Origin of the sequence: Variovorax gracilis, assembly GCF_030317115.1 — a bacterium.
GTDB classification, from domain to species: Bacteria; Pseudomonadota; Gammaproteobacteria; order Burkholderiales; family Burkholderiaceae_C; genus Variovorax; species Variovorax gracilis.
In genome coordinates this window covers 309256-332615 of sequence record NZ_JASZYF010000002.1, presented here as the reverse complement: position 1 = coordinate 332615, position 23360 = coordinate 309256, and the positions used below count along the sequence as shown (strand labels likewise).

At 65.8% G+C, this 23360-nt stretch carries 28 protein-coding genes; 15 read left to right on the top strand and 13 right to left on the bottom strand.

The features are described from left to right. Positions 1 to 44: 44 nt before the first annotated feature. The 5 genes from kynA to QTH97_RS07170 all read right to left on the bottom strand — a co-directional run bounded on the left by kynA (position 45) and on the right by QTH97_RS07170 (position 5037). Positions 45 to 887 (bottom strand): tryptophan 2,3-dioxygenase, encoded by an 843-nt coding sequence (gene kynA / locus QTH97_RS07190; RefSeq protein WP_286567403.1) that lies wholly within the window; start codon positions 885 to 887, stop codon positions 45 to 47. A 10-nt stretch (positions 888 to 897) separates the two neighbouring features. Then, positions 898 to 2184, bottom strand: a complete 1287-nt coding sequence (gene kynU / locus QTH97_RS07185) for a kynureninase (RefSeq protein ID WP_286567402.1) — start codon at positions 2182 to 2184, stop codon at positions 898 to 900. Next, positions 2181 to 2825 (bottom strand): arylformamidase, encoded by a 645-nt coding sequence (kynB, locus tag QTH97_RS07180; protein WP_286567401.1) that lies wholly within the window; start codon positions 2823 to 2825, stop codon positions 2181 to 2183. The genes kynU and kynB overlap by 4 nt, the downstream gene beginning before the upstream one ends. 80 nt (positions 2826 to 2905) lie before the next feature. Next, positions 2906 to 3835, bottom strand: coding sequence for an ornithine carbamoyltransferase (argF, locus tag QTH97_RS07175; protein ID WP_286567400.1), 930 nt, complete (start codon positions 3833 to 3835; stop codon positions 2906 to 2908). Continuing rightward, positions 3832 to 5037 (bottom strand): aspartate aminotransferase family protein, encoded by a 1206-nt coding sequence (locus QTH97_RS07170; RefSeq protein ID WP_286567399.1) that lies wholly within the window; start codon positions 5035 to 5037, stop codon positions 3832 to 3834. The genes argF and QTH97_RS07170 overlap by 4 nt, the downstream gene beginning before the upstream one ends. 162 nt (positions 5038 to 5199) lie before the next feature. On the opposite strand from QTH97_RS07170, the gene QTH97_RS07165 reads away from it, so the two are divergent. Continuing rightward, on the top strand, positions 5200 to 5535 hold the full coding sequence (locus QTH97_RS07165; protein ID WP_286567398.1) for a DUF3579 domain-containing protein: 336 nt from the start codon (positions 5200 to 5202) through the stop codon (positions 5533 to 5535). Between the two features lie 121 nt (positions 5536 to 5656). Here the strand turns inward: QTH97_RS07165 and rpsT are convergent, their stop codons facing one another. After that, positions 5657 to 5971, bottom strand: a complete 315-nt coding sequence (gene rpsT, locus QTH97_RS07160; protein WP_286567397.1) for a 30S ribosomal protein S20 — start codon at positions 5969 to 5971, stop codon at positions 5657 to 5659. 119 nt (positions 5972 to 6090) lie between these two features. Here rpsT and murJ point away from each other — a divergent pair, with 119 nt between their 5' ends. Genes murJ through QTH97_RS07145 form a run of 3 tightly spaced genes read left to right on the top strand, consistent with a single transcriptional unit; the run spans position 6091 to position 8982 of the window. Beyond that, a complete protein-coding gene (gene murJ, locus QTH97_RS07155) occupies positions 6091 to 7656 on the top strand; it encodes a murein biosynthesis integral membrane protein MurJ (RefSeq protein ID WP_286567563.1) in 1566 nt (521 codons plus the stop codon). Positions 7657 to 7711: 55 nt separating this feature from the next. Then, a complete protein-coding gene (locus QTH97_RS07150; RefSeq protein WP_286567396.1) occupies positions 7712 to 8563 on the top strand; it encodes a SirB1 family protein in 852 nt (283 codons plus the stop codon). After that, on the top strand, positions 8563 to 8982 hold the full coding sequence (locus QTH97_RS07145; protein ID WP_286567395.1) for a bleomycin resistance protein: 420 nt from the start codon (positions 8563 to 8565) through the stop codon (positions 8980 to 8982). Before QTH97_RS07150 ends, QTH97_RS07145 begins: the two co-directional genes overlap by 1 nt. Before the next feature lie 16 nt (positions 8983 to 8998). On the opposite strand, the gene QTH97_RS07140 is transcribed toward QTH97_RS07145, so the two are convergent. The 5 genes from QTH97_RS07140 to purM all read right to left on the bottom strand — a co-directional run bounded on the left by QTH97_RS07140 (position 8999) and on the right by purM (position 13416). Beyond that, positions 8999 to 10021 (bottom strand): GlxA family transcriptional regulator, encoded by a 1023-nt coding sequence (locus tag QTH97_RS07140; RefSeq protein WP_286567394.1) that lies wholly within the window; start codon positions 10019 to 10021, stop codon positions 8999 to 9001. Beyond that, complete coding sequence (locus tag QTH97_RS07135) at positions 10003 to 10617, bottom strand: DJ-1/PfpI family protein (protein ID WP_286567393.1); 615 nt, start codon at positions 10615 to 10617, stop codon at positions 10003 to 10005. The genes QTH97_RS07140 and QTH97_RS07135 overlap by 19 nt, the downstream gene beginning before the upstream one ends. Further along, on the bottom strand, positions 10614 to 11192 hold the full coding sequence (locus tag QTH97_RS07130) for an isochorismatase family protein (protein WP_286567392.1): 579 nt from the start codon (positions 11190 to 11192) through the stop codon (positions 10614 to 10616). Before QTH97_RS07130 ends, QTH97_RS07135 begins: the two co-directional genes overlap by 4 nt. A 110-nt stretch (positions 11193 to 11302) precedes the next feature. Next, entirely contained in the window at positions 11303 to 12280 is a 978-nt protein-coding gene (locus QTH97_RS07125) for an AI-2E family transporter (RefSeq protein ID WP_444813401.1), read from the bottom strand. A 95-nt stretch (positions 12281 to 12375) separates the two neighbouring features. Further along, the gene (gene purM / locus QTH97_RS07120; RefSeq protein WP_286567390.1) at positions 12376 to 13416 is read right to left on the bottom strand and encodes a phosphoribosylformylglycinamidine cyclo-ligase; all 1041 of its coding nucleotides are present in this window, start codon (positions 13414 to 13416) and stop codon (positions 12376 to 12378) included. 198 nt (positions 13417 to 13614) lie between these two features. Between purM and hda the strand changes: the two genes are divergently transcribed. The 5 genes from hda (at position 13615) to QTH97_RS07095 (ending at position 18135) form a co-directional block, all read left to right on the top strand. After that, the gene (hda, locus tag QTH97_RS07115) at positions 13615 to 14301 is read left to right on the top strand and encodes a DnaA regulatory inactivator Hda (RefSeq protein WP_286567389.1); all 687 of its coding nucleotides are present in this window, start codon (positions 13615 to 13617) and stop codon (positions 14299 to 14301) included. A 30-nt stretch (positions 14302 to 14331) separates the two neighbouring features. Continuing rightward, positions 14332 to 15915, top strand: a complete 1584-nt coding sequence (gene pcnB, locus QTH97_RS07110) for a polynucleotide adenylyltransferase PcnB (protein WP_286567388.1) — start codon at positions 14332 to 14334, stop codon at positions 15913 to 15915. Continuing rightward, positions 15912 to 16370 carry a 2-amino-4-hydroxy-6-hydroxymethyldihydropteridine diphosphokinase gene (gene folK / locus QTH97_RS07105; RefSeq protein ID WP_286567387.1) on the top strand — a complete coding sequence of 153 codons (459 nt, stop codon included), beginning with the start codon at positions 15912 to 15914 and terminating at the stop codon, positions 16368 to 16370. The genes pcnB and folK overlap by 4 nt, the downstream gene beginning before the upstream one ends. A 94-nt stretch (positions 16371 to 16464) precedes the next feature. Beyond that, on the top strand, positions 16465 to 17109 hold the full coding sequence (locus tag QTH97_RS07100; protein WP_028248672.1) for a DUF47 domain-containing protein: 645 nt from the start codon (positions 16465 to 16467) through the stop codon (positions 17107 to 17109). A gap of 15 nt (positions 17110 to 17124) precedes the next feature. Next, entirely contained in the window at positions 17125 to 18135 is a 1011-nt protein-coding gene (locus QTH97_RS07095) for an inorganic phosphate transporter (protein ID WP_286567386.1), read from the top strand. A 4-nt stretch (positions 18136 to 18139) separates the two neighbouring features. Here the strand turns inward: QTH97_RS07095 and QTH97_RS07090 are convergent, their stop codons facing one another. Together QTH97_RS07090 and QTH97_RS07085 are read right to left on the bottom strand one after the other, a co-directional pair. Beyond that, entirely contained in the window at positions 18140 to 18592 is a 453-nt protein-coding gene (locus QTH97_RS07090) for a TM2 domain-containing protein (RefSeq protein WP_286567385.1), read from the bottom strand. Continuing rightward, positions 18589 to 19110 (bottom strand): GNAT family N-acetyltransferase, encoded by a 522-nt coding sequence (locus QTH97_RS07085; protein WP_286567384.1) that lies wholly within the window; start codon positions 19108 to 19110, stop codon positions 18589 to 18591. The genes QTH97_RS07090 and QTH97_RS07085 overlap by 4 nt, the downstream gene beginning before the upstream one ends. 167 nt (positions 19111 to 19277) lie before the next feature. On the opposite strand from QTH97_RS07085, the gene rpsP reads away from it, so the two are divergent. From rpsP to QTH97_RS07055, 6 genes are all read left to right on the top strand, one after another. Continuing rightward, a complete protein-coding gene (rpsP, locus tag QTH97_RS07080; RefSeq protein WP_028248676.1) occupies positions 19278 to 19541 on the top strand; it encodes a 30S ribosomal protein S16 in 264 nt (87 codons plus the stop codon). Positions 19542 to 19556: 15 nt separating this feature from the next. Then, positions 19557 to 20111, top strand: a complete 555-nt coding sequence (gene rimM / locus QTH97_RS07075; RefSeq protein WP_286567383.1) for a ribosome maturation factor RimM — start codon at positions 19557 to 19559, stop codon at positions 20109 to 20111. A gap of 22 nt (positions 20112 to 20133) precedes the next feature. Then, a complete protein-coding gene (gene trmD, locus QTH97_RS07070) occupies positions 20134 to 20880 on the top strand; it encodes a tRNA (guanosine(37)-N1)-methyltransferase TrmD (RefSeq protein WP_286567382.1) in 747 nt (248 codons plus the stop codon). A 100-nt stretch (positions 20881 to 20980) separates the two neighbouring features. Next, positions 20981 to 21364: a 50S ribosomal protein L19 gene (rplS, locus tag QTH97_RS07065; RefSeq protein WP_286567562.1), complete on the top strand. Its 384-nt coding sequence runs from the start codon at positions 20981 to 20983 to the stop codon at positions 21362 to 21364. Positions 21365 to 21533: 169 nt separating this feature from the next. Continuing rightward, a complete protein-coding gene (locus QTH97_RS07060; RefSeq protein ID WP_286567381.1) occupies positions 21534 to 22250 on the top strand; it encodes a CoA pyrophosphatase in 717 nt (238 codons plus the stop codon). Between the two features lie 101 nt (positions 22251 to 22351). Then, positions 22352 to 23353 carry a CobD/CbiB family protein gene (locus QTH97_RS07055; RefSeq protein WP_286567380.1) on the top strand — a complete coding sequence of 334 codons (1002 nt, stop codon included), beginning with the start codon at positions 22352 to 22354 and terminating at the stop codon, positions 23351 to 23353. Positions 23354 to 23360: the final 7 nt, after the last annotated feature.

The following is a 23360-nucleotide window of genomic DNA, read 5'->3' as shown; positions in this document are numbered from 1 at the left end:
CTCCTCTTTGTCGTGATGGGATGCGGGTCCGATCGCCGGCCAGCCTAGAGATCCGTCCTGAGCTTCCAGATCTCCGGGAACAGCACCACGTCGAGCATCTTGCGCAGGTAGCTTACGCCGCCGGTGCCCCCCGTGCCACGCTTGAAGCCGATCACCCGTTCGACCGTGGTCACGTGGCGGAAGCGCCAGAGGCGGAAGGCATCCTCGAGATCGGTGAGTTCCTCGCCCAGCTGGTAGAGCTCCCAGTATTTTTTCGGGTCGCGATAGACCACCAGCCACGCCTGCTCGACGCCGTCGCTCGATTCGTAGGGCTTCGACCAATCGCGCTGCAGATGATCGGCCGGCACGTCGAGCCCGCGCCGCGCCAGGAGGCTCAGTGCTTCGTCGTAGAGCGAGGGCGCGCGCCAGGCGGCCTCCACCTCGGCCAGCAACTCGGGACGGTGCGAATGCGGCTTGAGCATCGCCGCGTTCTTGTTGCCCAGTGCAAATTCGATGCAACGGTACTGCCAGCTCTGGAAACCGCTGGAGGCGCCGAGGTAAGGTCGCATGGCACTGTATTCGGGCGGCGTCATGGTGGCGAGCACGTCCCAGGCGTGCACCAATTGCTCCATGATGCGCGACACGCGTGCCAGCATCTTGAAGGCGCTGGACAGGTCGTCTTCCGCGATGCAGCGGATCGCGGCGCGCAGCTCGTGCAGCATGAGCTTCATCCAGAGCTCGCTGGTCTGGTGCTGCACGATGAAGAGCAGTTCGTCGTGTGCCGGCGACCGCGGATGCTGCGCGTTCAGGATCGTGTCGAGACTCAGATAGTCTGTATAGCTCATCGAGGCGCTGAAATCGAGCTGCGCCTTTTCGTCGTGGACGATCTGTTCGGTGCTGTTGTTCATCGGGCGTTCCTCAGGTCACGGCCTGCTTCTGGTTGAACTCGGGCCGCTTCCATTCCTCGCCGTCCAGGACTTGCACGAGGTGTTCGACCGAGTGCCACACGTCCTCGAACCCGAGGTAAAGGGGCGTGAAGCCGAAGCGGAGGATGTCGGGCATCTGCGAGTCTCCGGCGCGGAAATCGCCGATCACGCCGCGCGCAATGAGCGCCTGCACGATGGCGTACGCGCCCGACCCGCCATCGCTCAGCGCCAGGCAGACCTGCGATCCGCGTTGGGCGTGATCGCGCGGAGTCACCAGCGTGAAGCGGCCGGCGCAACGTGCTTCCACGAGCGCGATGAACGCATCGGTCAGTGCCAGCGACTTGGTGCGCAGCACCGCCATGCTGCCTTGGCCGCCCGAGAAGGCTTCGGCAGCGAGCACGGTGTCGAGCCCGCATTCGAGGCTCGCCAGCGCGACGATCGGTTGCGTGCCGCAGAGATAGCGCGCGACGCCTGGAGCCGGCCGGTAGTGCGGCGTGAACTCGAAAGGCGCGGCGTGACCCCACCAGCCCGACAGCGGCTGCTCGAACTGGCCGGCGTGCCGTGTGTGCACCCAGACGAAGGCCGGCGCGCCGGGGCCGCCGTTCAGGTACTTGTAGCCGCAGCCGATCGCGAAATCGGCGTCGCTTTCGTTGAGTGCGACCGGCACCGCACCCGCGCTGTGTGCCAGGTCCCACACCGCCAGCGCGCCGGCTGCGTGCGCTGCGGCCGTGATGGACTTCATGTCATGCATTGCGCCGGTGCGATAGTTCACGTGGGTCAGCATCAGCACTGCCACCTCGTCCGTGAGTGCGGCAGGCAGTTCGCCCGCCTCGATCAGCTTGAGAGTGAAGCCACGTTCACGGCACAGCGATTCGGCGATGTAGAGGTCGGTGGGAAAGTTGCTTCGCTCGCTGAGCACGACACGGCGCCGGCTGCCTGCGTCCCCGGCTTGGCTCAGCGCCGCGAACAGCACCTTGTAGAGATTGACCGAGGTGCTGTCGGTACAGACGACTTCGCCGGGCGCCGCACCGATCAGGCGTGCCACCTTGTCGCCGAGCCGTTGCGGCAAGTCGAACCAGCCGGCGCTGTTCCACGACCGGATGAGGCCTTCGCCCCATTCCTTCGCCACGACTTCGGAGATGCGCGCGGGCGCCGCCTTGGGCAGCACGCCAAGCGAATTGCCGTCCAGGTAGATGACACCTTCGGGCAGGAAGAATTGGTCGCGCAAGCTGGCCAGGGGATCTTGCGCGTCGAGGCGCTTGCATTCGTCGAAGGTCATGGTCGGGCAGGAGGGAGTTCACGCAGGATCGCGCGCACGGGCGAGGCATCGGCGCTCACCAGCTTGAGGGGGAGGGCGATCAACTCGTAGTCGCCCTCCGGCACGTCGTCGAGCACGAGGTTCTCCAGTACACGCAGGTCGAGGCGGCGAATGACCTGGTGGCTGTCGAGCGTCTTGCTGTCGGCCGGATCGATGCTCGCCGTGTCGATGCCGACCAGCTTCACGCCCAGCGATGCCAGGCGTTCGATGGTGGCGGGGGCAAAGGCGGCGAGCCGGCCGTCCCAGCGATCAACCGGTGCGCGCTCATACGTGCGCACCAGCACGCGCGGTGGAAGCCTGTCGACGGCGTGGGCGATGTGCTCCCACTCGATCAGCGGCCCGCGCGCGATTGCATGGATCACGCGGCAGGGACCGAGGTAGGGGGTGAGATCGACGTTGCCGATGGTCGAGCCGGCCGGGTCATAGTGCAGCGGCGCGTCAGCGTGCGCGCCGACGTGCGGCGACAAGGTGATTTCGCTGACGTTGACGGGGCAGTCCGGCGTGATGGTCGCTGCCCAACGCTGGCGATAGGGTGTGTCGCCCGGAAAAACCGGTGCGCCCTCGTGCACCGGCGGCGAGATGTCCCAGAGTCGTGAGTTCATGCCGCAAAGTTAGCGCCGCGACAGGACTCGTGGTGTCGGTTATTTCCAACAGATTGGAAACACCAACGCTCGCGAAAAACTCAGGTCTGGCGCCCGAGAAGAAGAAATTCCATCAGTGCCTTCTGCACGTGCATGCGGTTCTCGGCTTCGTCCCAGACGACCGATTGAGGGCCGTCGATCACGTCGGCCTCGACCTCCTCGCCGCGGTGCGCGGGCAGGCAGTGCATGAAGAGGGCGTCGGGCTGGGCCGCGCGCATCATTTCGGTGTCGACGCACCAGTCGGCAAAGGCCGCACGGCGGGTCTCGTTCTCGGCCTCATAACCCATGCTGGTCCAGACGTCGGTGGTCACCAGATCGGCACCGCGGCAAGCCTCCATCGGGTCCTTGAAGACTTTGTAGCTCTCGGCCGAGCGGATGCCGGCGATCGACTGGTCGACCTCATACCCGCTCGGCGTGCTCGCGTGCACCTTGAAACCGAGGATCTCGCTGGCCTGGAGCCAGGTGTTGGCCATGTTGTTGCCATCGCCCACCCAGGCCACGGTCTTGCCAGCGATAGAGCCACGATGCTCGATGAAGGTAAAGATGTCCGCGAGGATCTGGCAGGGATGGAACTCGTTGGTCAGCCCGTTGATGACCGGCACGCGCGAATGCGCCGCGAAGGCTTCGATCTTGGTCTGCTCGAAGGTCCGGATCATCACGAGATCGACCATTCGGCTGATGACCTTGGCACTGTCCTCGATAGGCTCGGCGCGGCCGAGCTGGCTGTCGCCGGTGGTGAGGTGCACCACGCTGCCGCCAAGCTGGTACATGCCGGCCTCGAAGCTCACGCGCGTGCGGGTCGACGCCTTCTCGAAGATCATCGCCAGCGTGCGGTCCACCAGGGGCTGGTGCTTCTCGTACGCCTTGAACTTCTTTTTGATCAGCGCGGCGCGCGCCAGGACGTGCGCGTACTCGTCCGCAGAGAAGTCCGAGAACTGCAGGTAGTGCCGGATGGCGGGTGTATCGCTCATGGCTGCGGCTCCGCGAGAAAGGCCTTCACCAACGGCGCGAGGATCGCGACGATCTCGTCGGCTTCGGCCATGCTGAGGATCAGCGGCGGGACCAGGCGGATCACGCTGTCGGCGGTCACGCTCAGCAACAGGCCGGCGTCGCACGCGCGGTTGAGGATCACGCCGCAGGGCCGGTCGAGCTCGATCCCGAGCATCAGGCCCTGGCCGCGGATTTCCTTCACGCCCGGCAGGCCGGCAAATTCGCGCTCGAGAGCAGCCTTGAGATGCGAACCGACCGTGGCCGCGTTCTCAAGGAGCTTCTGCTCTTCCATGATGCGGATCGTCTCGATGCCGGCGCGCATGGCGAGCGGATTGCCCCCGAAGGTCGTGCCGTGGTTGCCCGGGCCGAAGATGTGGGCGGCGCGCGGTCCGGCGACAACGGCGCCGATCGGCACGCCCGAGCCCAGGCCCTTGGCCAGCGGCATCACGTCCGGCTTGATTCCGGCCCACTGGTGCGCGAACCACTTGCCGGTGCGGCCCATGCCGCACTGCACCTCGTCGATCATCATGAGCCAGTCGCGCTCGTCGCAGAGCTGGCGCACCTGGCGCAGGTATTCCCAGCGCATGGGGTTGATGCCGCCTTCGCCCTGGATGGTCTCGAAGAACACGGCCACCACGTTCGGATTGCCTTCGGTCGCCTTCTTGAGCGCGTCGAAGTCGTTGAGCGGAACGCGGATGAAGCCCTCGACCAGAGGGCCGAAGCCTTGCTGGACCTTGGGATTGCCGGTAGCCGACAGCGTTGCGATGCTGCGGCCGTGGAAGGCGGCTTCGTACACCACGATTTCGGGCCGCTCGATGCCCTTGTCATGGCCGAACTTGCGCGCGAGCTTGAGCGCGGCTTCGTTGGCCTCCAGGCCAGTGCAGCAGAAGAAGGCGTTGGTGAGGCCCGAAAGCTCCGTCAGCTTGGCTGCGAGCTGTTCCTGGCCGGGCACGTGGTAGTAGTTCGAGCTGTGGATCAGCTTCGAAATCTGGTCCTGCAGCGCGGGCACCAATTCGGGATGGTTGTGGCCCAGCGTGTTGACGGCGATGCCGCCGAGGCCATCCAGGTACGCTCGCCCTTCGGTGTCCCACACTCGGCAGCCCTGGCCGTGCGACAGCGCGATCGGCAGGCGTCCGTAGGTGTTCATGACGTGGGGCGACGAGGGGGCGGCAGTGGCGCTCATGCGGTTCTCCGGAAAAGGGAACGCGGATTCTAGGCGTGTGATTTGACCGCTTCGGTGAGGATTGCGCATCACAGCAATGCCCCTGCAAAGGTCACTCGGGGGACCCCCCGGATAGAATCATTGTGCGGCGCAGCATGAGCCTGTGCCTTCTTCTCCCAACTGATGGTTTCTCCCGACGCAAAAGAAGTTTTCATCCAGGGCATCACCCTGGATGGCCGGACATTTCGCCCTAGCGACTGGGCAGAACGATTGGCGGGCGTGATGTGCTCGTTCCGTCCGGGCGGTCCGCAGCCCGGAAGCCACCTTAACTATTCGCCGTGGTGCGTCCCCACCGTCATCAACGGAGTCAAGTGCGTCGTGGTGAACCGCGCCTTGCGCGACGCCGAGCCGATGGCCTGGGATTTCTGCCTCAATTTCGCGAAGGACAACGCACTCCAGGTGGCCGAGGCTTGCCTCGTGCCGGATGTGCCGCCGCTTGCGGAAGCCAGCAAGAAATAGCGGCTCGCACCATGAAGCGCCCATGAAAAAACCGCCCGAAGGCGGTTTTTCACTTTTGCTGCAGCGCACCCCGATCAAACGGCGGACCGGCGAACCAGTCCGGGCTGTTTGCCTGAAAGCGTCAGGCGGCGGCCTTTTCAGGGGCAAGGGCCAGGTTCTTGACCTTGGCCGACAGGCGGCTCTTGTCGCGAGCAGCCTTGTTCTTGTGGAAGATGCCCTTGTCGGCGACGGTGTCGACGATGCTCTGGGCCTTCGCGAAGAGTTCTGCCGCCTTGGTCTTGTCGCCAGCCAGGACGGCCTTCTCGACATTCTTCACGGCGGTGCGGTATTTGGAGCGCAGCGAAGTGTTCGCGGCGTTGAGCTTGACGTCCTGGCGGACGCGTTTACGGCCCGACGCGAGGCGCGGGTTCTTCTTCTTGGGCTTGGTGGATGCCATGGGATTGATTTCCTAAGGTGTCTGGGGATGATGCAGCAAAGCCCTCCATTATAGGCGAAGGGCGCCGGGCCGTCACAGCCGCCTGGAAGAGGGCGCGCGGCCACATACACTTCCGGCCTGTGTCCCTGCTCAAATCCGCCTCCACCGTCTCGCTGTTGACGCTTGCCTCCCGGGTGACCGGGCTGATCCGCGACCTGCTCATGGCCTCGGTGTTCGGGGTCAGTGCCCTGACCGATGCCTTCAATGTCGCCTTTCGCATCCCCAACCTGTTCCGTCGGGTTTTCGGCGAAGGCGCGTTCAGCCAGGCTTTCGTGCCTGTTCTGGCGGCCACCCGTGCGGAGAGCGGCGATGAAGGTGCCCGCCAACTTGTCGACCACGTTGCGACATTGCTGACCTGGACGCTGGTCCTTCTGTGCGTGGCGGGCGTCGTCGGCGCGCCGCTGATGGTCTGGGCGATGGCCAGCGGCCTGAAGCAGACTTCCCAGGGATTCGACGCCGCGGTGGTCATGACGCGCTGGATGTTTCCGTACATCGGATTCATGTCGCTGGTGGCGTTGGCCGGCGGCGTCCTCAACACCTGGCGCAAGTTCGCCGTGCCTGCGGCATCGCCGGTGCTGCTGAATGTGTCGTTGATCCTCTCGATCCTCATCGGCGCGCCCTGGTTCAAGCGGCATGGCATCGAACCGATCTATGCGCAGTGCGTGGGCGTGATGGTGGGCGGCGTCTTGCAACTGGCGCTGCAATTGCCTGCCCTGCACGGGCTGGGAATGCTCCCGCGCATCGGCGTGAGCCTCCGGGCGATCCGCGCGGCCTGGGCCGATCCGACCACGCGCAAGATCGTGAAGCTCATGCTGCCGGCACTGATCGGCGTCAGCGCGGCGCAGATTTCCTTGCTGATCAATACGCAGATCGCGTCGCATCTGGCGCCTGGCAGCGTAACCTGGGTCACCTATGCCGATCGCCTCATGGAATTCCCGACGGCACTGCTGGGCGTCGCGCTGGGCGTGGTGCTCATGCCGCAACTCGCTGGCGCACGAGCCGCAAAGGACGATGCCCGCTATTCGTCGCTGCTCGATTGGGGGCTGCGCCTCGTCGTGCTGCTTTCCGCGCCCTGTGCGGTGGCGCTGCTCGTTTTCTCGAAGCCGCTGGTCGCCGTGCTGTTCCACAACGGTGCGTTCAGTGACCTGGACGTGCAACGCACCACTGCGGCGCTGATGGGCTACGGCGTCGGTCTGGTCGGCACGGTCGCCATCAAGGTGCTGGCGCCCGGCTACTACGCGAAGCACGACATGCGCACGCCGATGCTGATCGCGGTCGGCGTGCTGGTGCTGACGCAGGTCCTCAACTTCTTCCTGGTCCCGGTGTTGCAGCACGCTGCGCTGACGCTCACGATCGGCATCGGTGCCCTGGTCAATTCCACCTGGCTGTTGGTCGGGCTGATCCGTCGGGGCAGCTACAAGCCGTTGCCCGGCTGGGGCAAGTTCACCCTTCAGGTGCTGGTTGCGACACTGGTGCTTGCGGCCTTGCTCGTCTGGGGCGCACAGCATTTCGACTGGATCGGCCTGCGTGCCGTGCGCCTGCAGCGCATCGGCCTGTTGGCGGCGCTGATCGCGGGCGCCGCGGCCAGCTATTTCGCGGTGCTCGCCATCGCCGGTGTCAAGCTGCGTAGCTTCATGCGACGCTGAATGCACTTCGGCGTTACCGCCTTGACGCTCCCCGATTGCTCCTCTACAAAGCCACATGACGTTCAGCTTCTCGACGCCCACTGCTCTCGAGTATTTCAGTTCACTCGTGAAGAGCGACGAGCAGTTTCCGTTGCTCGAAGCGGCAGCCAGCCTCGCTCAGGACGAATATCCCGACCTCGACGTGCAACAGGTGCTCGGTGACGTCGACCAGTTGCTCGCCCGCCTCAAGCGACGCCTGCCGGCCGATGCGGCGCCGTTGCAGCGTTTGCGGGCGCTCAACCAGTTCTTCTTTCACGACCTGAGTTTCGGCGGCAACGTCAACGACTACTACGATCCCGACAACAGCTACCTGAACGCGGTGCTTCGCACCCGCCGGGGCATTCCGATCTCGCTCGCCGTGCTCTGGATGGAGCTTGCGCAGGGCCTTGGCTTGCAGGCACGCGGCGTAGGTTTTCCAGGCCATTTCATGCTCAAGGTCACGCTGCCAAAAGGGCAAGTCGTGATCGACCCGTTCACCGGCAAGTCGCTCTCGCGCGAGGAACTGAGCGAACGGCTGGAGCCCTACAAGCGCAGCAACGGCCTGGTGGGTGATTTCGACGTGCCGCTCGGCCTGTACCTGCAGCCCGCGACGCCGCGCGAAATCATCGGGCGCATGTTGCGCAACCTCAAGGAAATCCACCACGCGCAGGAAGACTGGCAGCGCGCGATCGCGGTGCAGGATCGCTTGATCGCCCTGCTGCCCGAAGCGTGGGGCGAGCATCGCGACCGTGGCCTGGCCCATGCGGAGCAGGGCAACTGCGCACCCGCGGTGCGCGACCTCGAAACCTATCTGGCGCACGCCGAAGACGCGCTCGACATCGATGCCATCGCCGAGCGCGTGGCGGCGCTTCGCCGGGCGGAAAGCTGATGGAGCCTGTCAAGGCTTCCGCGGTGGACCTCGGGACGCTGCACGAATTCCATGGCATTCAACCCGTGCTGCCGGTGGCGGATGTCACGCGCGCGGCGCGTTATTTCCGCGATGTGCTCGGCTTCGAACTCGATTTCATCGCCGGTGAGCCGCCGAGCTATGCGCGGGTGAAGAAGGGTGACCGCAGTTACGGGGATCCGGTGTACCTGCGGCTCTGGCAGTGCGGCCGGCGCGAGGCCAGTCCCTGGCGCGGCGAGATCGTGATTCACGTGGGACGCGACGTGGACGGATTGCACGCGGCCTACGTCAAGCGCGGCGTGACGGTGATCGAGCCGCCGGTCTCCCAGCCCTGGGGTTTGCGCGAGTTCGCGATCCGCGAGCCCGATGGGCACATCCTTCGCTTCTGCGGATACCTTTAGCTCGCCCCAGGCTTGTTCACTTCGCGTGGCCGCCGCCCCTCCCCGGGGAGCCGGAGGCTGAAGGGGAGCCTGGAAGTCCGAACTGGCGCCAGGCTCGGCGGAGTTGGGTGTCGGAGCCGAAGCCCGAGATGCCTGCGGCGCGGGTGACGTTGGCGCCTGATTGCAGGGCAAGTTGCGCGGTCGCGAGGCGCAGGCGGCGCAGGTAGGCCAGAGGGGCTACACCGGTGTGCTCGACGAACAGACGTGTCAGGTGTCGCGGCGATGTGTGGGCGACGTCGGCCATGCGGGGGACCGTCCAGTCGGCTTGGGGTTGTTCGCTGACCGCGTCCTGCACGCGGTGCAGGGCGGCATGCAGGTGGTTGCGATAGGCGAGGAAGGGCGACAGTTCCGGGTCGTTCGGGCCGCGCCGCATGGCGACGACCATCGTCTGCGCCACGCGCGCGGCGAGCGATTCCCCGCAGGTTTCGGCGATGCGTTGAAGGGTGAGGTCGATGCCTGTCGTGACGCCGGCGCTGCTGTACAGCGGTGGATCCAGGACGAAGACGCGGTTGGCGACCACCTCGCAGCGCGGGGCGGCACGTTGCAGTTCGTCCAGATGGTGGTGATGCGTTGTCGCGCGCCTTCCGTTCAGCAAGCCCGCGTGGGCCGCGAGAAGGGTGCCGGCGCAGATCGTGATGAGGTCCAGTCGTCCGCTCTCGAGCCGCAGGCCGCGCAACCAGTGCAACAGCGCCTGAGCCTGATCGTTGTCGACGGCCACCGTGTCACCCGGCAGGCCGACCACCACCACCCACGCCGGAGCGTCCCAGTGCGACGGTAGCGGCTGCAGCCCCGCGAGATCGACGCCGACGGAACTCGTCGACGTCGACCGGGGGCTGGCGAAGACGAGTTCGAAGCGGGCCTGCCTGCCGCTCGTGACCAGCAGCCTGTTGGCAATGCGCAGCGCTTCCGCCGGGCCGGCCCAATCGAGGATCAGGCTGTGGGGCAGCAGTGCGAAGACGACGCGGATGGGTGCGCCGTCGGCTAGTCGGGCCTCGTCCATGCGAAATCCATCTGACGCGCGGTGCGCAGGGCCAGCGCCTCGTCGGCCAGCCGGGCCACGAGGTGCAGGCTCATGTCGATGCCGGCGGTGATCCCGGCCGACGTGACGATGCTGCCCTGATCGATCCAGCGCAAGCCTTCCTGTACGTTGAGTGAGGGAAAACGGGTGCGCAGGTCCGCGATGTCTTCCCAGTGGGTCGTGATGCGCTCGTTGCGCAGCACGCCGCTGGCCGCCAGCAGGAAGGCACCGGTGCAGACCGACGCGGTGATGCGGGCATCGCGGCTGGCGCTTGCAATCCACTGCAGCGTGGCGGTGCATTGCATCGCGTCGTCGACCACGCCGCCCGGCACGATCAGGACGTCCGCGGGCGGCGCTTCGGCAAACGAATGCCCCGGCAGCACGGAGAGCCCGGCTCGCATGCGCACCGGCGCCAGGCTGCGCGCGACGCACGCCACCTCGAAGAGCGGTGGCGCGTCCGGCGCGGCTCGCTGGGCCATGCGGCTGGCCGTGGTGAAGACCTCGTAGGGGCCGGCGAGATCCAGCGCCTCGACGTCGTCGAACGCGAGGATCGCGACGCGCAGCGTGGTGGCGGTCACGCCGCTTCCCGTGCGCTGGCGTCGAGGCGCGCGAGGGCTTCGTCCGCGCCGCAGATCTTGGCAAACCGCCCGTCGAGGACCGTGGCAGTCCGGGCCTTGATGTCGGCCGCGGTCAGCGGTCTGCCGTCCGGCTGGACCATGTCGAAGGTCAGCGTGGCTTCGGGCACGTAGTCGACCTGCCACCCGAGGTCGGAGGCGTGGCGCGCCGTCGTCTCGCAGCATTGCTCGGTACGTATGCCGCTGATGACGAGGCGGTCGATGCGGTTCTGCGTCAGCCAGACGTCCAGTCCGGTGCCCACCAGCGCGCTGTGGCGGCGCTTGGTGAAGGTCGCCGCGGCCTCGAAGTCGGCCAGCCCTTCGAGCGGCCGCACATGCCCCGATTCGACGGCGAAGGAATTGCTCGCCACGGCGGGTCCGTCGCTGTGGAAGATCCGGACAATGGGAGCGCCAGCGGCGGCAAACCCCGAAATCAGCGCGTTCTGGGCGCCGAGGTAGGCGGGCAGGTCGCGCTCGCCGAAATAGGGGCGGTGGCGGAACGACTCCTGTACGTCGATCACTATCAGACAGCTCTTCATGACGCAGCAACTCCTGGCGAAAGGTGGATGATGCGCCAAATTCTCACGTATGGGAGCCGATTCGTCCGTGCTGGGTCGGACTGGAATCGATCAATTCAGGACATGGCCTTCTAGACCAGCCCTGCCGCCTTCAGTTCTTTCTTGAGGTACGCATAGAAGAGCGGCGCTGCGACCAGTCCGGCCGGGCCGAACACCGCCTCGGCCACGAACATCACGGCCAGAAGCTCCCACACCGCCATCTGCGTGCGGCTGCCCACCACCTTGGCGTTGATCAGGTATTCGGCCTTGTGGATCAGGATCAGGAACGCCAGGCAGGCCAGCGCGACCAGGGGCGACACCGACAGGCCCACCAGCGTGATCACCGTGTTGCACACGAGATTGCCGACGATCGGCACCAGCCCGGCGACGAAGGTCAAGGTGATCAGCGCCGGCGTATAGGGCAGTTCCATCTCCCATGCGGGTAGCAGGAACAGCAGGAAGATGGCCGTCAGGAAGGTGTTGAAGGCGGCGATCCAGAACTGCGCCGCCACGATCTGGCCGAAGGCCTCGCCGAACAGGACGATCCGTTCCTTGAGCTGCTGGGCGAGCGGACGACGTGAAGGGATTTGCGTCGCGATGGCGGCCAGCGAGCCGATGATCAGGCCCACATAGGCGAACAGCAGCCCGCCCAGCCACGCCCGGCCTGTCAGCGCGAGCGAGCCGGCCTGCGCGCGCAGGAAGCCGGCGATGGTTCGCTGTACTTCCGCGGCGCCTTCCGGCAGGTAGGCGGCGATGTCCGGCGGCAGCTTGAGGCGCAGTTCCAGCACCGTCCGCGCGACGAAATCAAGCAGTTCCTGGTATTGCTCCGGCGCGTTGAGCACAAATTCGCGCGCCTCCGAAAAGCCGAGGATGAGCAGCCCGATCGGCGCCAGCATCACGACGGTCGCTGCGGTGATGCGCGGAAACGGCGGCGTCATGGCCCATGCCGGGTCGTTCGCGCTGATCTTGCTCGATCGGCGAAGGCCCGAATGCAGCAGCCGGGCGATCCAGCGCGTGCCGAGGAAGCCGATGCACACGCACAGCAGGCCCGGCAGCAAGCCCTGCCACATGATCAAAAGGAGGGTCCCGGCAATGAGCAGATAGCTCGCCGTGACCAGGGAACGCGACGGGGTGCGGGTCAGCTCGCTCACGCGGCGCAGGCTGTTCAGGCGACGACGACTGGCGCGCCGGCCCCGCGTTCGGCAATGACGCCGATCTCGTGCACCGTTTCGCCGGCCGCGCGCAAAGTGGCTGCGCAGGCGGCGGCTTCGGCCGCGTCGATCACCACCACCATGCCGATGCCGTTGTTGAAGGTGCGGTTCATCTCGATGTCGTCGATGCCGGCGACCTTCTGCAGCCAGGCGAAGAGTTCGGTCTGCGGCCAGCTGCCTTTGCGCAGATGGGCCGCCGTTCCCTCGGGCAGCACGCGGGGGATGTTCTCGAGCAGGCCGCCACCGGTGATGTGCGCCAGGGCCTTGATGGGGTGCTTGGCAAGCGCGGCGAGCACCGGCTTCACGTAGAGGCGTGTCGGCGCCATCACGGCTTCGCGGAAGGGCTTGCCGTCCAGCGTCGCGGGCAGGGCGTCGCCCGCGCGCTCGATCACCTTGCGCACCAGACTGAATCCGTTGGAGTGCACGCCGGACGAGGCCAGTCCCAGCACCACGTCGCCGGGCTTGACGTCCTGTCCGGTCAGGATCAACGACTTCTCGACTGCGCCGACTGCGAAGCCCGCGAGGTCGTACTCGCCGGCCGGGTACATGCCGGGCATCTCGGCCGTTTCGCCACCGATCAGCGCGCAGCCGCTGAGTTCGCAGCCGCGGGCGATGCCGCCCACCACCGCCGCGGCCGTGTCCACGTCGAGCTTGCCGCAGGCGAAGTAGTCAAGGAAGAAAAGCGGCTCGGCGCCTTGCACCAGCACGTCGTTCACGCTCATGGCCACCAGGTCGATGCCCACGGTGTCGTGCATGTTCCATTCGAAAGCGAGCTTGAGCTTGGTGCCCACGCCGTCGGTGCCGCTCACCAGGACCGGTTCCTTGTAGCGCTTGGGCACTTCGAACAGGGCGCCGAACCCGCCGATGCCGGCCAGCACGCCCTCGCGCATGGTCTTCTTGGCGAGGGGCTTGATCCGGTCGACCAGCGCGTCGCCGGCGTCGATGTCGACGCCCGCATCCTTGTAGCTGAGCGGAGTGGTGGAGTTGGAGTTCATGGCGGGCCGGACTGGAGGAAGGGAGGGGCGGAAGGAGGAGGACAATGACGCCGGCAACCGATGCGGTCGGGCCGATAGAATTCGCCACGATTTTAAGGGCGCTCATCGGCTGCCCTCCCTCAGGCTTGTTCAGTCCTGCCCCATGAACCCTTCTTTCGCGTCATCCGCGCCCCCTCAGCCGCTCGCAGCGGTCCTGGCATGAAGCAACTTGCGCTCGATATCGGCCTGGCGACCGGTCCGACGCTGGCGGGCTTCTTCGCCGGTCCGAACGAGCCGGCGCTGCGTCACCTGACGCTGTGGGTCGGCGACGCGCGCGCGCCCACGCTCCATTCCCCGGTGCCGACCTATCTGTGGGGCGAGGGCGGTTGCGGCAAGTCCCATCTGCTTGAAGCGGTCGGCGGCGCGTTGCGCGAGCAGGGTGCCGGCGTCGGCTGGCTGACCCCGGCGATGTCGAATCCGCCAGAATTCGACGAGCGATGGGGTGCCGTGCTGCTCGATGACGTGCATCTCTTCACCGCGGTCCAGCAGCATGCGGCGTTCAATTGGTTCGTGAATGCCCAGAGCCTGCAACGAGGCGTCGTCGCGGCCGGTGCCGTGCCTCCGGCCGATCTGCATCTGCGCGAGGACCTGCGCACGCGCCTCGGCTGGGGCCATGTGTTCCACTTGCAGGTGCTGAGCGAGACCGAGCGGCGCGCGGTCCTGCGCCAAGCCGCGGACACGCGCGGCCTGATGCTGTCGGACGATGTGCTCGACTACATGCTGCATCGATTCAGCCGCGACCTCGGAAGCCTGATGGAACTGCTCACGCAGCTCGATGGCTATGCCTTGCAGACGCAGCGCGCGATCACCATCCCGCTGATCCGGTCGATGCTCGAAAATGAATAGGGTGCCCAGCGCACCGAACCCTCCCTCCCAATGATCAAGAAATTCATCGACAAACTCCTCGGCAAATCCGGTGATGCGCCGCTCGGCAAGGCCCGTTTCGGCAAACGCCAGGAGGTCGCCGCCTCGGTGCATGGCATCGATCCGGCGCTGGTCGATGAACGTGCGAAGAATGTTGTAACCACCCTGCAAGGCGCCGGCTTCGAGGCCTACGTGGTCGGCGGTGCGGTGCGCGACCTGCTGCTGGGCCTGCGGCCGAAGGACTTCGACGTCGCGACCAACGCCACGCCCGAGCAGGTGAAGGGCCTCTTCCGCCGCGCCTTCATCATCGGCCGGCGCTTTCGCATCGTGCACGTGGTGTATGGCCGCGGGCGCGAACACGAGGTGATCGAGGTATCGACCTTCCGCGCCTACATGGACAGCGCGGGCGCCGAGCAGGTGGCCGGCAACGAACGCACGAGCAAGGGTGAACTCGCCGGCATGAAGCACGCCGTCGACGCCAGCGGCCGCGTGCTGCGCGACAACGTCTGGGGCCCGCAGGAAGAAGACGCTGCAAGGCGCGACTTCACCGTCAACGCGATGTACTACGACCCGGCCAGCGAGATCGTGGTCGACTATCACAACGGCATCAAGGACGCGAAGAAACTCACGCTCCGCATGATCGGCGACCCGATCACACGCTATCGCGAAGACCCGGTGCGCATCATTCGCGCGATCCGCTTCTCGGCGAAGCTGGCTGCGCTCGGCTTTAAGCTCGAACCCAAGACGGCGGCGCCGCTGGTCGAGTCGAGCCGACTCCTGGCCGATGTGCCGCAAAGCCGCCTCTTCGACGAGATGCTCAAGCTGCTGCAGACTGGCCATGCGGTCGCGACCGTGGCGCAACTGCGCAAGCTGGGCCTCGCGACCGGTATCTACCCACTGCTCGACGTCGTGGTCGAGCGCGCCGAGCAACCCTTCGTCAACGCGGCCTTGGTGGACACCGACCGCCGCGTCGGGGAAGGCAAGCCCGTCGCGCCGAGCTTCCTGCTGGCCTGCGTGCTGTGGGCGGACGTGCGCGACGGCTGGGCAAAGCGCATGGACGCGCGGCACGGCCAACGCCCGCAGGCGCCGTTCCCGGCGCTGCAGGATTCGATCGACGATGTGTTCAACGCGCGTATTGGCGACGTCTCGGGCCGCGGCAAGCTGGCAGCGGACATGCGCGAGATCTGGATGATGCAGCCGCGCTTCGACAAGCGCAGCGGTGCCACACCCTACAGCCTGGTCGACCAAGCCCGCTTCCGCGCGGCATTCGACTTCATGCGGCTGCGTGCCGACGTCGGCGAAGTCGGCGAGGCGATCGCCGAGTGGTGGCAGGAATTCAGCACCGCCGATGATGTTCGCCGCCAGGACCTGATGGACCAGGTGCGCGACGAACAGCACAAGAAGGCACGCCAACGCGTACCGGCGCGTGCGCCGGCGGATGCGTCCCCGGGGCATCGGGCGGCTGCGCCCAAGGCGGAGGCCGAGCCGGCTCTGCCGCCCGACGGCGAAGTCGCCGCCGCGCCGCGCAAGCGCCGCCGCCGCCGCAAGCCGCGCACTGGCGGAGGGGAGTCCGGCAGCAGCGTCGCCGCTGAATGACCGTGAAGGCCTACGTCGCGATCGGGGCCAACCTTGGCGATGCGCGCGAGACCGTGGAGCGCGCCATCGCTGACCTGGCAGCCTTGCCGGATACGCGCTTGATGGCGCGTTCATCGCTCTACAGGACTGCTCCCGTCGATGCGACGGGCCCGGATTTCATCAACGCCGTCGTAACGTTGGAGACGGCCCTGGATCCGCACGCGCTGTTGACTGAGCTCCATCGCCTGGAGGCTGTCGCGGGCCGCCAGCGCCCCTATCGCAATGCGCCGCGCACGCTTGACCTCGATCTGCTGCGCCATGGCGATGTCGCGGTTCAAACCGAATCCCTCACCCTTCCGCATCCGCGCATGAACGAACGCGCATTCGTGCTCTTGCCGCTCGCCGAAGTCGCGCCGGAGCAAGTCACCCGAGAGCAGATCGCCCTCGTGGCCGACCAACGGATCGAGCGGCTCTGAGAGCCGCGTTCAGGCCCGCCCATTACACTTGCGCGGTTTTTCACGAAGGTGTCACACATCTGCGCTGTGACCACCGCGAACCCAGGAGAGCGCCATGTTCGGCAAGCTGCTGCCCCGTGAGGGGAATTTTTTCGAGATGTTCAATCAGCACGCCGACCGTATCGTCGAAGCCGCGCGCGCCTTCGAGCATCTGGTGGCCAACTACAACGATCTGCACCTGCGAGAGCAGTACAACCGCGATGTCGACAACGCCGAGCGCGCGGCCGATCGCGTCACCCATGACGTCAATCGCCTGATTCACAAGACCTTCATCACGCCGATCGACCGCGAGCAGATTCACAAGCTGATCAACACGATGGACGACGTGGCCGACCTCATCCAGGACTCGGCGGAAACCATGGCGCTCTACGACGTGCGCCACATGACCGAGGAAATCACTCGCCTCACCATGCTCAGCGTGAAGTGCTGCGAACGGGTGAAGGACGCGGTCAAGTTCCTCGGCAAGATCACCGACCCGGCGACGGCCGAAGCAACGCTCAAGACCTGCGAGGAGATCGACCGGCTCGAGTCCGATGCCGACCGCGTGATGCGCAGTGCGATGAGCAAGCTGTTCCGCGAAGAGCCGGACGTGCGCGAGGTCATCAAGCTCAAGGCCATCTACGAGCTGCTCGAAACGATCACCGACAAGTGCGAGGACGTCGCCAACGTGATCGAGGGCATCGTCCTCGAGAACTCCTGAGCCCGCGGGTTTCGAATGGAAACGGTTCAGGTCGCCCTCTGGGTGGTGGTGGTGCTGGTCGCGCTGGCCATCGCATTCGACTTCATGAACGGATTTCACGATGCGGCGAATTCGATCGCCACCGTCGTGTCGACCGGTGTTCTCAAGCCCGGCCAGGCGGTCGTTTTTGCGGCCTTCTTCAACCTGATCGCGATCTTCGTGTTCCACCTGAGCGTGGCGGCGACGATTGGCAAGGGCATCGTGCAACCGGGGGTCGTCGATGTGCATGTCGTCTTCGGCGCGCTGGTGGGTGCCATCAGCTGGAACCTCGTCACCTGGTACTACGGCATTCCGAGCAGCTCGTCACATGCGCTGATCGGCGGCATCGTGGGCGCGGTGATCGCCAAGGCGGGGTCGGGCGCCTTGGTCGCCGCGGGCATCTGGAAGACGGTGGCATTCATCTTCGTTTCGCCGCTGCTGGGCTTCCTGCTGGGTTCGATGATGATGGTGGTAGTCGCCTGGGGATTCAGGCGGTCCACGCCGTCGCGGGTGGACCGATGGTTCCGGCGCCTGCAACTGGTCTCGGCCGGCGCCTACAGCCTGGGTCACGGCGGCAACGATGCCCAGAAGACCATCGGCATCATCTGGATGCTGCTGATCGCCACCGGCTATGCAGCAGCCGATGCGGCTTCGCCGCCTACCTGGACGATCGTCAGCTGCTATGCCGCGATTGCGCTCGGTACCATGTTCGGAGGCTGGCGCATCGTCAAGACGATGGGGCAGAAGATCACCAAGCTCAAGCCGGTGGGCGGGTTCTGTGCCGAGACGGGCGGCGCGTTGACGCTGTTCCTGGCGACGGCGCTGGGCATTCCGGTGTCGACCACCCACACCATCACCGGCGCGATCGTTGGCGTGGGCGCGGCGCAGCGCGCGAGCGCGGTGCGCTGGGGCGTCGCCGGCAACATCGTGTGGGCCTGGATCTTCACGATCCCCGCGTCTGCCTTCGTCGCCGCGATCGCCTACTGGATCGGCATCCAGGTCTTCTGATTGCCTATTGGGAAATCCTCCGGCCTGCTTCGATCTCGTGCTCGAAGTAGCGCTGGAAGCTGAACGCCAGGCTGGCCATCAGGATGGTGCTGCCGAAGAACAGCGCCAGGACGATCGCGCCGATGGTGAGCCAGTTCGTGTTGCCGGCCGTGCTGGTCGCACTATCGGCACGCCCCGGGTTGTAACGGGCGTTCCATTTTTCCGGTGACATCAATCCGTAGACGATGGCGGTGAGCGCGCAGCCGGAGATGGTGAAGCCGAGCAGCGGAACCAGCGCCCAGCTCAAGCCGTCGTCGAGGCCGTGGGAGCGGATGCGTTCGATACCGTACAGCCCGAGAGCGGTCGGAATCGGGAGCAGCCATCCGAGCAGGCTTGAAAAGCCACGAAGATAGAAGCAATGCAGCCCCAGCGGGCCGCCCAGGAAGGCGAGCCACGCAGCCACGGTCTTGTTTTTCATTCGGGTTTGGTCGAACTGCCTTCGCCCAGTACCTTCTCCATCAGCACGACATCTCGCCATTCGCCGAATTTCCAGCCGCAGTCCTTGAACACACCCACATGGCTGAAGCCTTGCGCACGGTGCACGCCGATGGAGCCCGCATTGGCGGAATCGCCGATCACCGCGATCAGCTTGCGCACTCCGACGGACTCGGCGGCCTGGGCGAGTGCGGCGAGCAGCTTGGCACCGAGGCCTTGCCCGCGGGCGCTGTCGGCGAGGTAGATCGAGTCCTCGGCGGAGAACCGATAGGCGGGACGCGGCTTGAACCAATTGCAGTAGGCGAAGCCGAGGAGTTCGCCCTCGCGCTCGGCGACGAGGTAGGGAAGGTTCTTGGAGAGGACGTCGGTCCGGCGGGCGGCCATGTCGCTGGCGGTCGGCGGCTCGGTTTCGAAGGTGCCCGTGCCGTGCAGCACATGGTGGGAATAGATGGCGGTGATGGCGGCGACATCTTCGTCGCGGCTGGGTCGAATCAGGGTCATTCGGAAAGCGCTTGGCGAGGCCAAGGAAGGGGAAAAATGAATAGCGGGCTATAATCGAGGGCTTTTCAGCGTGTCGCTGGCCGGGTGGCCATGTCGCGTGTCTCGACGCTGGAAGAACACTGTGGGCGAACCTTTTCGGGTTTGCTGCACCACCCGAAGGATAAATCATGGTCGTCATTCGACTCTCCCGCGGCGGTTCCAAAGGCCGTCCGTTTTTCAACATCGTCGTGTCGGACAAGCGCGTTCGCCGCGATGGCCGTTTCATCGAGCGCCTGGGTTTCTACAACCCGACCGCCAAGGAAAATGAAGAAAGCATCCGCATTGCGCAGGATCGCCTGACCTACTGGAAGAGCGTTGGCGCGCAAGCTTCCCCGACGGTGACCCGCCTGATCAAGCAGGCCGCGGCTGCCGCTCCCAAAGCGGCTGCCTAAGCCGCCGGCCCGGCGATGCTGCCCACACTCGAGACCGCCGAATTGCCGGCGGATGCGATCGAAGTGGCGCGCATCGCCGACGCCTGGGGCATCAAGGGCTGGTTCAAGGTTCTGCCCCACAGTGCCCAACCCGAGGCACTTTTTTCTTCCAAGCGTTGGTTCCTGCAGCCCCCGGGCGCAGCAACGGGCCGCGCGTTCAGGCTCGCCATCCGCGAGGCCAAGGAACATTCCGACTGCATCGTCGCCTCGTCGGAGGACGTGCCGGACCGCAATGCGGCCGAGGCGCTGCGCGGTGCGCGGGTCTTCGTACCCCGTTCGAGCTTTCCAACCGCAGGCGATGACGAGTACTACTGGGTCGACCTGATCGGCCTCGCGGTCGTCAATCGCGAGGGCGTTGCGCTGGGCACGGTACGCGAGTTGCTGGCCTCCGGCCCGCAAACGACGCTGGTGCTCGACGCACAGGAAGGCGACAAGCCGGTGGAACGCATGGTTCCTTTCGTCTCGGCTTTCGTCGACAAGGTCGATCTGGCAGGTCGGCTGATTACGGTCGACTGGCAGCCCGACTACTGATCCGGGCCGGCTCGGCGCCTTCATGCGCTTCGACGTTCTCACACTGTTCCCCGAACTTTTTGCGCCGTTCTTCGCGAGCGGCGTGACGCGCCGCGCATACGAATCGAAGCAGGTTGAGGTCGTGCTGTGGAATCCGCGCGACTTCGCCGAAGGCAACTACCGGCGAGTGGACGACCGGCCCTTCGGAGGCGGTCCCGGCATGGTGATGATGGCCGAGCCGCTGTCGGCGTGCCTCGATGCGGCGCTGGCTGCGCGCGGCACTTCCGCACCCGTCGTGCTGTTCTCGCCGATCGGCGAAACCCTGCGGCATGAGACGGTCGAAGGCTGGTCGGCCGGCGAAGGCGCGGTGTTGGTATGCGGCCGCTACGAGGGCATCGACCAGCGCTTCATCGACGCGAGAGTCACTCACCAGATCAGCCTCGGCGACTTCGTGCTGTCGGGCGGCGAGATTGCCGCGATGGCCTTGCTGGATGCGGTCGCGCGGCTGCAGCCTGGCGTGCTGGGCGATGAAGCCAGCCATGTTCAGGACAGCTTCAATCCGGCGCTGGATGGCCTGCTCGACTGCCCCCACTACACGCGCCCAGAGCAATGGCGCGGTGAGGGTGTGCCCGCCGCCTTGATGTCCGGCCACCACGTCCAGATCGAGCGCTGGCGCCGCGACCAGCGGCTGCTCATCACCCGCGACAAGCGCCCTGATCTCATCGATTCAGCCCGAAGCGCAGGCCGGCTCAGCGCGGCGGATGAAAAGACGCTTCAAAAAAAGCTATAATCTTCGGTTCTCCGATCCTCTGCCCAGCCGCGCCGGCATTCGACCTCGTCGAGCAAGGCGCCTTTTGTGTAGCGTGGACATGATCGAACATCAGGAAATCATGAACCTCATCCAGACCCTCGAGCAGGAAGAAATCGCCCGGCTCGGCAAGAAGATCCCCGATTTCATGCCCGGTGACACGGTCATCGTCAGCGTGAAAGTCGTCGAAGGCAACCGCAAGCGTCTGCAGGCCTACGAAGGCGTCGTGATCGCCAAGCGCAATCGCGGCCTCAACAGCGGCTTCACCGTGCGCAAGATCTCCAGCGGCGAAGGCGTGGAGCGCACGTTCCAGACCTACAGCCCGCTGATCGCCAGCATCGAAGTCAAGCGTCGTGGCGATGTGCGCCGCGCCAAGCTGTACTACCTGCGCGATCGCAGCGGCCGTTCGGCTCGCATCAAGGAAAAGCTGCCGGGCAAGTCGTCGGCAGCGTCGGCCGCTCAATAAGCAGCATCCGCTTGTCGCGCAAAAAGCCGCCGTCCGAGGCGGCTTTTTGCATTGGTGCCTCCATGGAACGGGGCGATCGTGATTTAGTTTGGGGGCCGCGTGTCATCCGCGCGCGGTTCTTGCACCGTTTAACTCCGTAAGTATTTTTTTGACTACCCTCTCATCGTCCATGCGCGCTTCTCCCGTCGAAACCATCAATGCCGTCATCCCGCCGGTGTTGCCGTCCTTCGATCCGCGTGCGGTGCCGGTGAGCGGGATCGACATCGGCCTGCCGGCGGTCCCCCACGATCGCTTCAGCGCCCGCGCGTTGCGCGCACGGTTCGCTGCGCCCCCTGCGTGGACCCCTGAGATGCGGCGCGAGCCGCGAATGTTCGACCGGCCGCCGGCGCAGGCGGCCGTGCTCATTCCCATCGTGATGAGGGACGAACCCACCGTCCTGCTGACCGAGCGCACCACGAACCTGTCGACGCATTCAGGCCAGGTGGCGTTTCCCGGCGGTCGCGTGGACCCCGAGGACGCCAACATCGCTGCTGCCGCGCTGCGTGAAGCCTGGGAAGAGGTCGGCCTGTCGGCGGAGTACATCGAAGTGCTGGGCAGCCTGCCGACGTACACGACCGTCACTTCGTTCATCGTGACGCCGGTCGTCGCGCTCGTGCGGCCGGATTTCGAGCTGGCGATCAATCCGCACGAGGTCGCGGAAGCCTTCGAAGTGCCCTTCCGATTCCTGATGAATCCGGCGAACCATCGCCGCCATTCATTGGTCGGCGCCGACCAGATGTCGCGCGAATGGCTGTCGATGCCCTACCAGGACGGCCCCCACGAGCGGTACGTCTGGGGGGCGACGGCAGGCATGCTTCGCAACCTCTACCGCTTCCTGAGCGCTTGACCCGGTCTTTTCCCGGGCACATGGACTTGCGATGGCGGGCCGCGGGTAATGCCCGAGGCCCGGCCCGAAATGAGTCAATCCGGCGGTTCTAGAATCCTTCAATGAGCTTCTTTGCCATCCTGTGCGCGTTGCTGATCGAGCAGGTGCGTCCGCTCGCGTATCACAACCCCGTGTACGCCGGCGTGCTCGCGTGGACGCGCTGGACCAGCCGCAACTTCGATGCCGGCAAGCCGCATCACGGCTGGGTGGCCTGGTCGCTGGCGGTCTTCGTGCCGACCGTGCTCGCGCTCGCCGTGCATTGGCTCCTGATCCTCACGCTCGGATTGCCCTTCGCGGTGCTGTGGAGCATCGCCATCCTTTACGTCACCCTGGGCTTTCGCCAGTTCAGTCACCACTTCACAGGCATTCGCGATGCGCTCGACGAAGGTGACGAAGCACTCGCGCGTTCGCTGCTCGCGCATTGGCAGCATGTCGATGCGGCCAACCTGCCACGCAGCGAGATCGTGCGACATGTGATCGAGCACTCGGTGATTGCGGCGCATCGGCACGTCTTTGGGGTGCTCGCCTGGTTCTCGATTCTTGCGGCCGTGGGTCTCGGGCCTGCAGGCGCGGTGTTCTACCGCATGAGCGAATTCGTATCGCGCTACTGGGCGCACAAGAACGGCGCCTCGACGCAACCGTCCAGCATCTGGGTGCAGCAGGCCGCGGACCGTGCGTGGAGCGTGATCGACTGGCTGCCCGCGCGCATCACCGCGCTGGGCTTCGCCGTTGTCGGCAGCTTCGAAGAGGCGATCGATTGCTGGCGCAATGATGCGCGCCGCTTTCCGAACGAGAACGACGGCGTGATCCTCGCGGCGACCTCGGGCGCCGTGAACGTCCGGCTCGGCGGTGGTGCGCTGAGCGTGATGCCGGTCACCGATCCATTGTCGCGTGCACAGGCCGGTGAATCGTTCGTCAACGGACGTGGCCCCGACAGCGGCAGCACGCCGGGGCGCGAGCCCGAGCCGGCGCATCTGCGCAGCGTGGTCGGCCTCGTGTGGCGCTCGGTCGTGATGTGGATGGTGCTGCTGGCCCTGCTCACCCTGGCGCGCTTGCTAGGTTGAGGCGGTC

What these genes read in the sequence shown, in the direction of transcription:
- kynA (WP_286567403.1), bottom strand. Translation starts at nt 887, where the DNA reads ATGAACAACAGCACCGAACAGATCGTCCACGACGAAAAGGCGCAGCTC.
- kynU (WP_286567402.1), bottom strand. Translation starts at nt 2,184, where the DNA reads ATGACCTTCGACGAATGCAAGCGCCTCGACGCGCAAGATCCCCTGGCC.
- kynB (WP_286567401.1), bottom strand. Translation starts at nt 2,825, where the DNA reads ATGAACTCACGACTCTGGGACATCTCGCCGCCGGTGCACGAGGGCGCA.
- argF (WP_286567400.1), bottom strand. Translation starts at nt 3,835, where the DNA reads ATGAGCGATACACCCGCCATCCGGCACTACCTGCAGTTCTCGGACTTC.
- QTH97_RS07170 (WP_286567399.1), bottom strand. Translation starts at nt 5,037, where the DNA reads ATGAGCGCCACTGCCGCCCCCTCGTCGCCCCACGTCATGAACACCTAC.
- QTH97_RS07165 (WP_286567398.1), top strand. Translation starts at nt 5,200, where the DNA reads ATGGTTTCTCCCGACGCAAAAGAAGTTTTCATCCAGGGCATCACCCTG.
- rpsT (WP_286567397.1), bottom strand. Translation starts at nt 5,971, where the DNA reads ATGGCATCCACCAAGCCCAAGAAGAAGAACCCGCGCCTCGCGTCGGGC.
- QTH97_RS07150 (WP_286567396.1), top strand. Translation starts at nt 7,712, where the DNA reads ATGACGTTCAGCTTCTCGACGCCCACTGCTCTCGAGTATTTCAGTTCA.
- QTH97_RS07145 (WP_286567395.1), top strand. Translation starts at nt 8,563, where the DNA reads ATGGAGCCTGTCAAGGCTTCCGCGGTGGACCTCGGGACGCTGCACGAA.
- QTH97_RS07140 (WP_286567394.1), bottom strand. Translation starts at nt 10,021, where the DNA reads ATGGACGAGGCCCGACTAGCCGACGGCGCACCCATCCGCGTCGTCTTC.
- QTH97_RS07130 (WP_286567392.1), bottom strand. Translation starts at nt 11,192, where the DNA reads ATGAAGAGCTGTCTGATAGTGATCGACGTACAGGAGTCGTTCCGCCAC.
- QTH97_RS07125 (WP_444813401.1), bottom strand. Translation starts at nt 12,280, where the DNA reads ATGTGGCAGGGCTTGCTGCCGGGCCTGCTGTGCGTGTGCATCGGCTTC.
- purM (WP_286567390.1), bottom strand. Translation starts at nt 13,416, where the DNA reads ATGAACTCCAACTCCACCACTCCGCTCAGCTACAAGGATGCGGGCGTC.
- hda (WP_286567389.1), top strand. Translation starts at nt 13,615, where the DNA reads ATGAAGCAACTTGCGCTCGATATCGGCCTGGCGACCGGTCCGACGCTG.
- pcnB (WP_286567388.1), top strand. Translation starts at nt 14,332, where the DNA reads ATGATCAAGAAATTCATCGACAAACTCCTCGGCAAATCCGGTGATGCG.
- folK (WP_286567387.1), top strand. Translation starts at nt 15,912, where the DNA reads ATGACCGTGAAGGCCTACGTCGCGATCGGGGCCAACCTTGGCGATGCG.
- QTH97_RS07100 (WP_028248672.1), top strand. Translation starts at nt 16,465, where the DNA reads ATGTTCGGCAAGCTGCTGCCCCGTGAGGGGAATTTTTTCGAGATGTTC.
- QTH97_RS07095 (WP_286567386.1), top strand. Translation starts at nt 17,125, where the DNA reads ATGGAAACGGTTCAGGTCGCCCTCTGGGTGGTGGTGGTGCTGGTCGCG.
- QTH97_RS07090 (WP_286567385.1), bottom strand. Translation starts at nt 18,592, where the DNA reads ATGAAAAACAAGACCGTGGCTGCGTGGCTCGCCTTCCTGGGCGGCCCG.
- QTH97_RS07085 (WP_286567384.1), bottom strand. Translation starts at nt 19,110, where the DNA reads ATGACCCTGATTCGACCCAGCCGCGACGAAGATGTCGCCGCCATCACC.
- rpsP (WP_028248676.1), top strand. Translation starts at nt 19,278, where the DNA reads ATGGTCGTCATTCGACTCTCCCGCGGCGGTTCCAAAGGCCGTCCGTTT.
- rimM (WP_286567383.1), top strand. Translation starts at nt 19,557, where the DNA reads ATGCTGCCCACACTCGAGACCGCCGAATTGCCGGCGGATGCGATCGAA.
- trmD (WP_286567382.1), top strand. Translation starts at nt 20,134, where the DNA reads ATGCGCTTCGACGTTCTCACACTGTTCCCCGAACTTTTTGCGCCGTTC.
- rplS (WP_286567562.1), top strand. Translation starts at nt 20,981, where the DNA reads ATGAACCTCATCCAGACCCTCGAGCAGGAAGAAATCGCCCGGCTCGGC.
- QTH97_RS07060 (WP_286567381.1), top strand. Translation starts at nt 21,534, where the DNA reads ATGCGCGCTTCTCCCGTCGAAACCATCAATGCCGTCATCCCGCCGGTG.
- QTH97_RS07055 (WP_286567380.1), top strand. Translation starts at nt 22,352, where the DNA reads ATGAGCTTCTTTGCCATCCTGTGCGCGTTGCTGATCGAGCAGGTGCGT.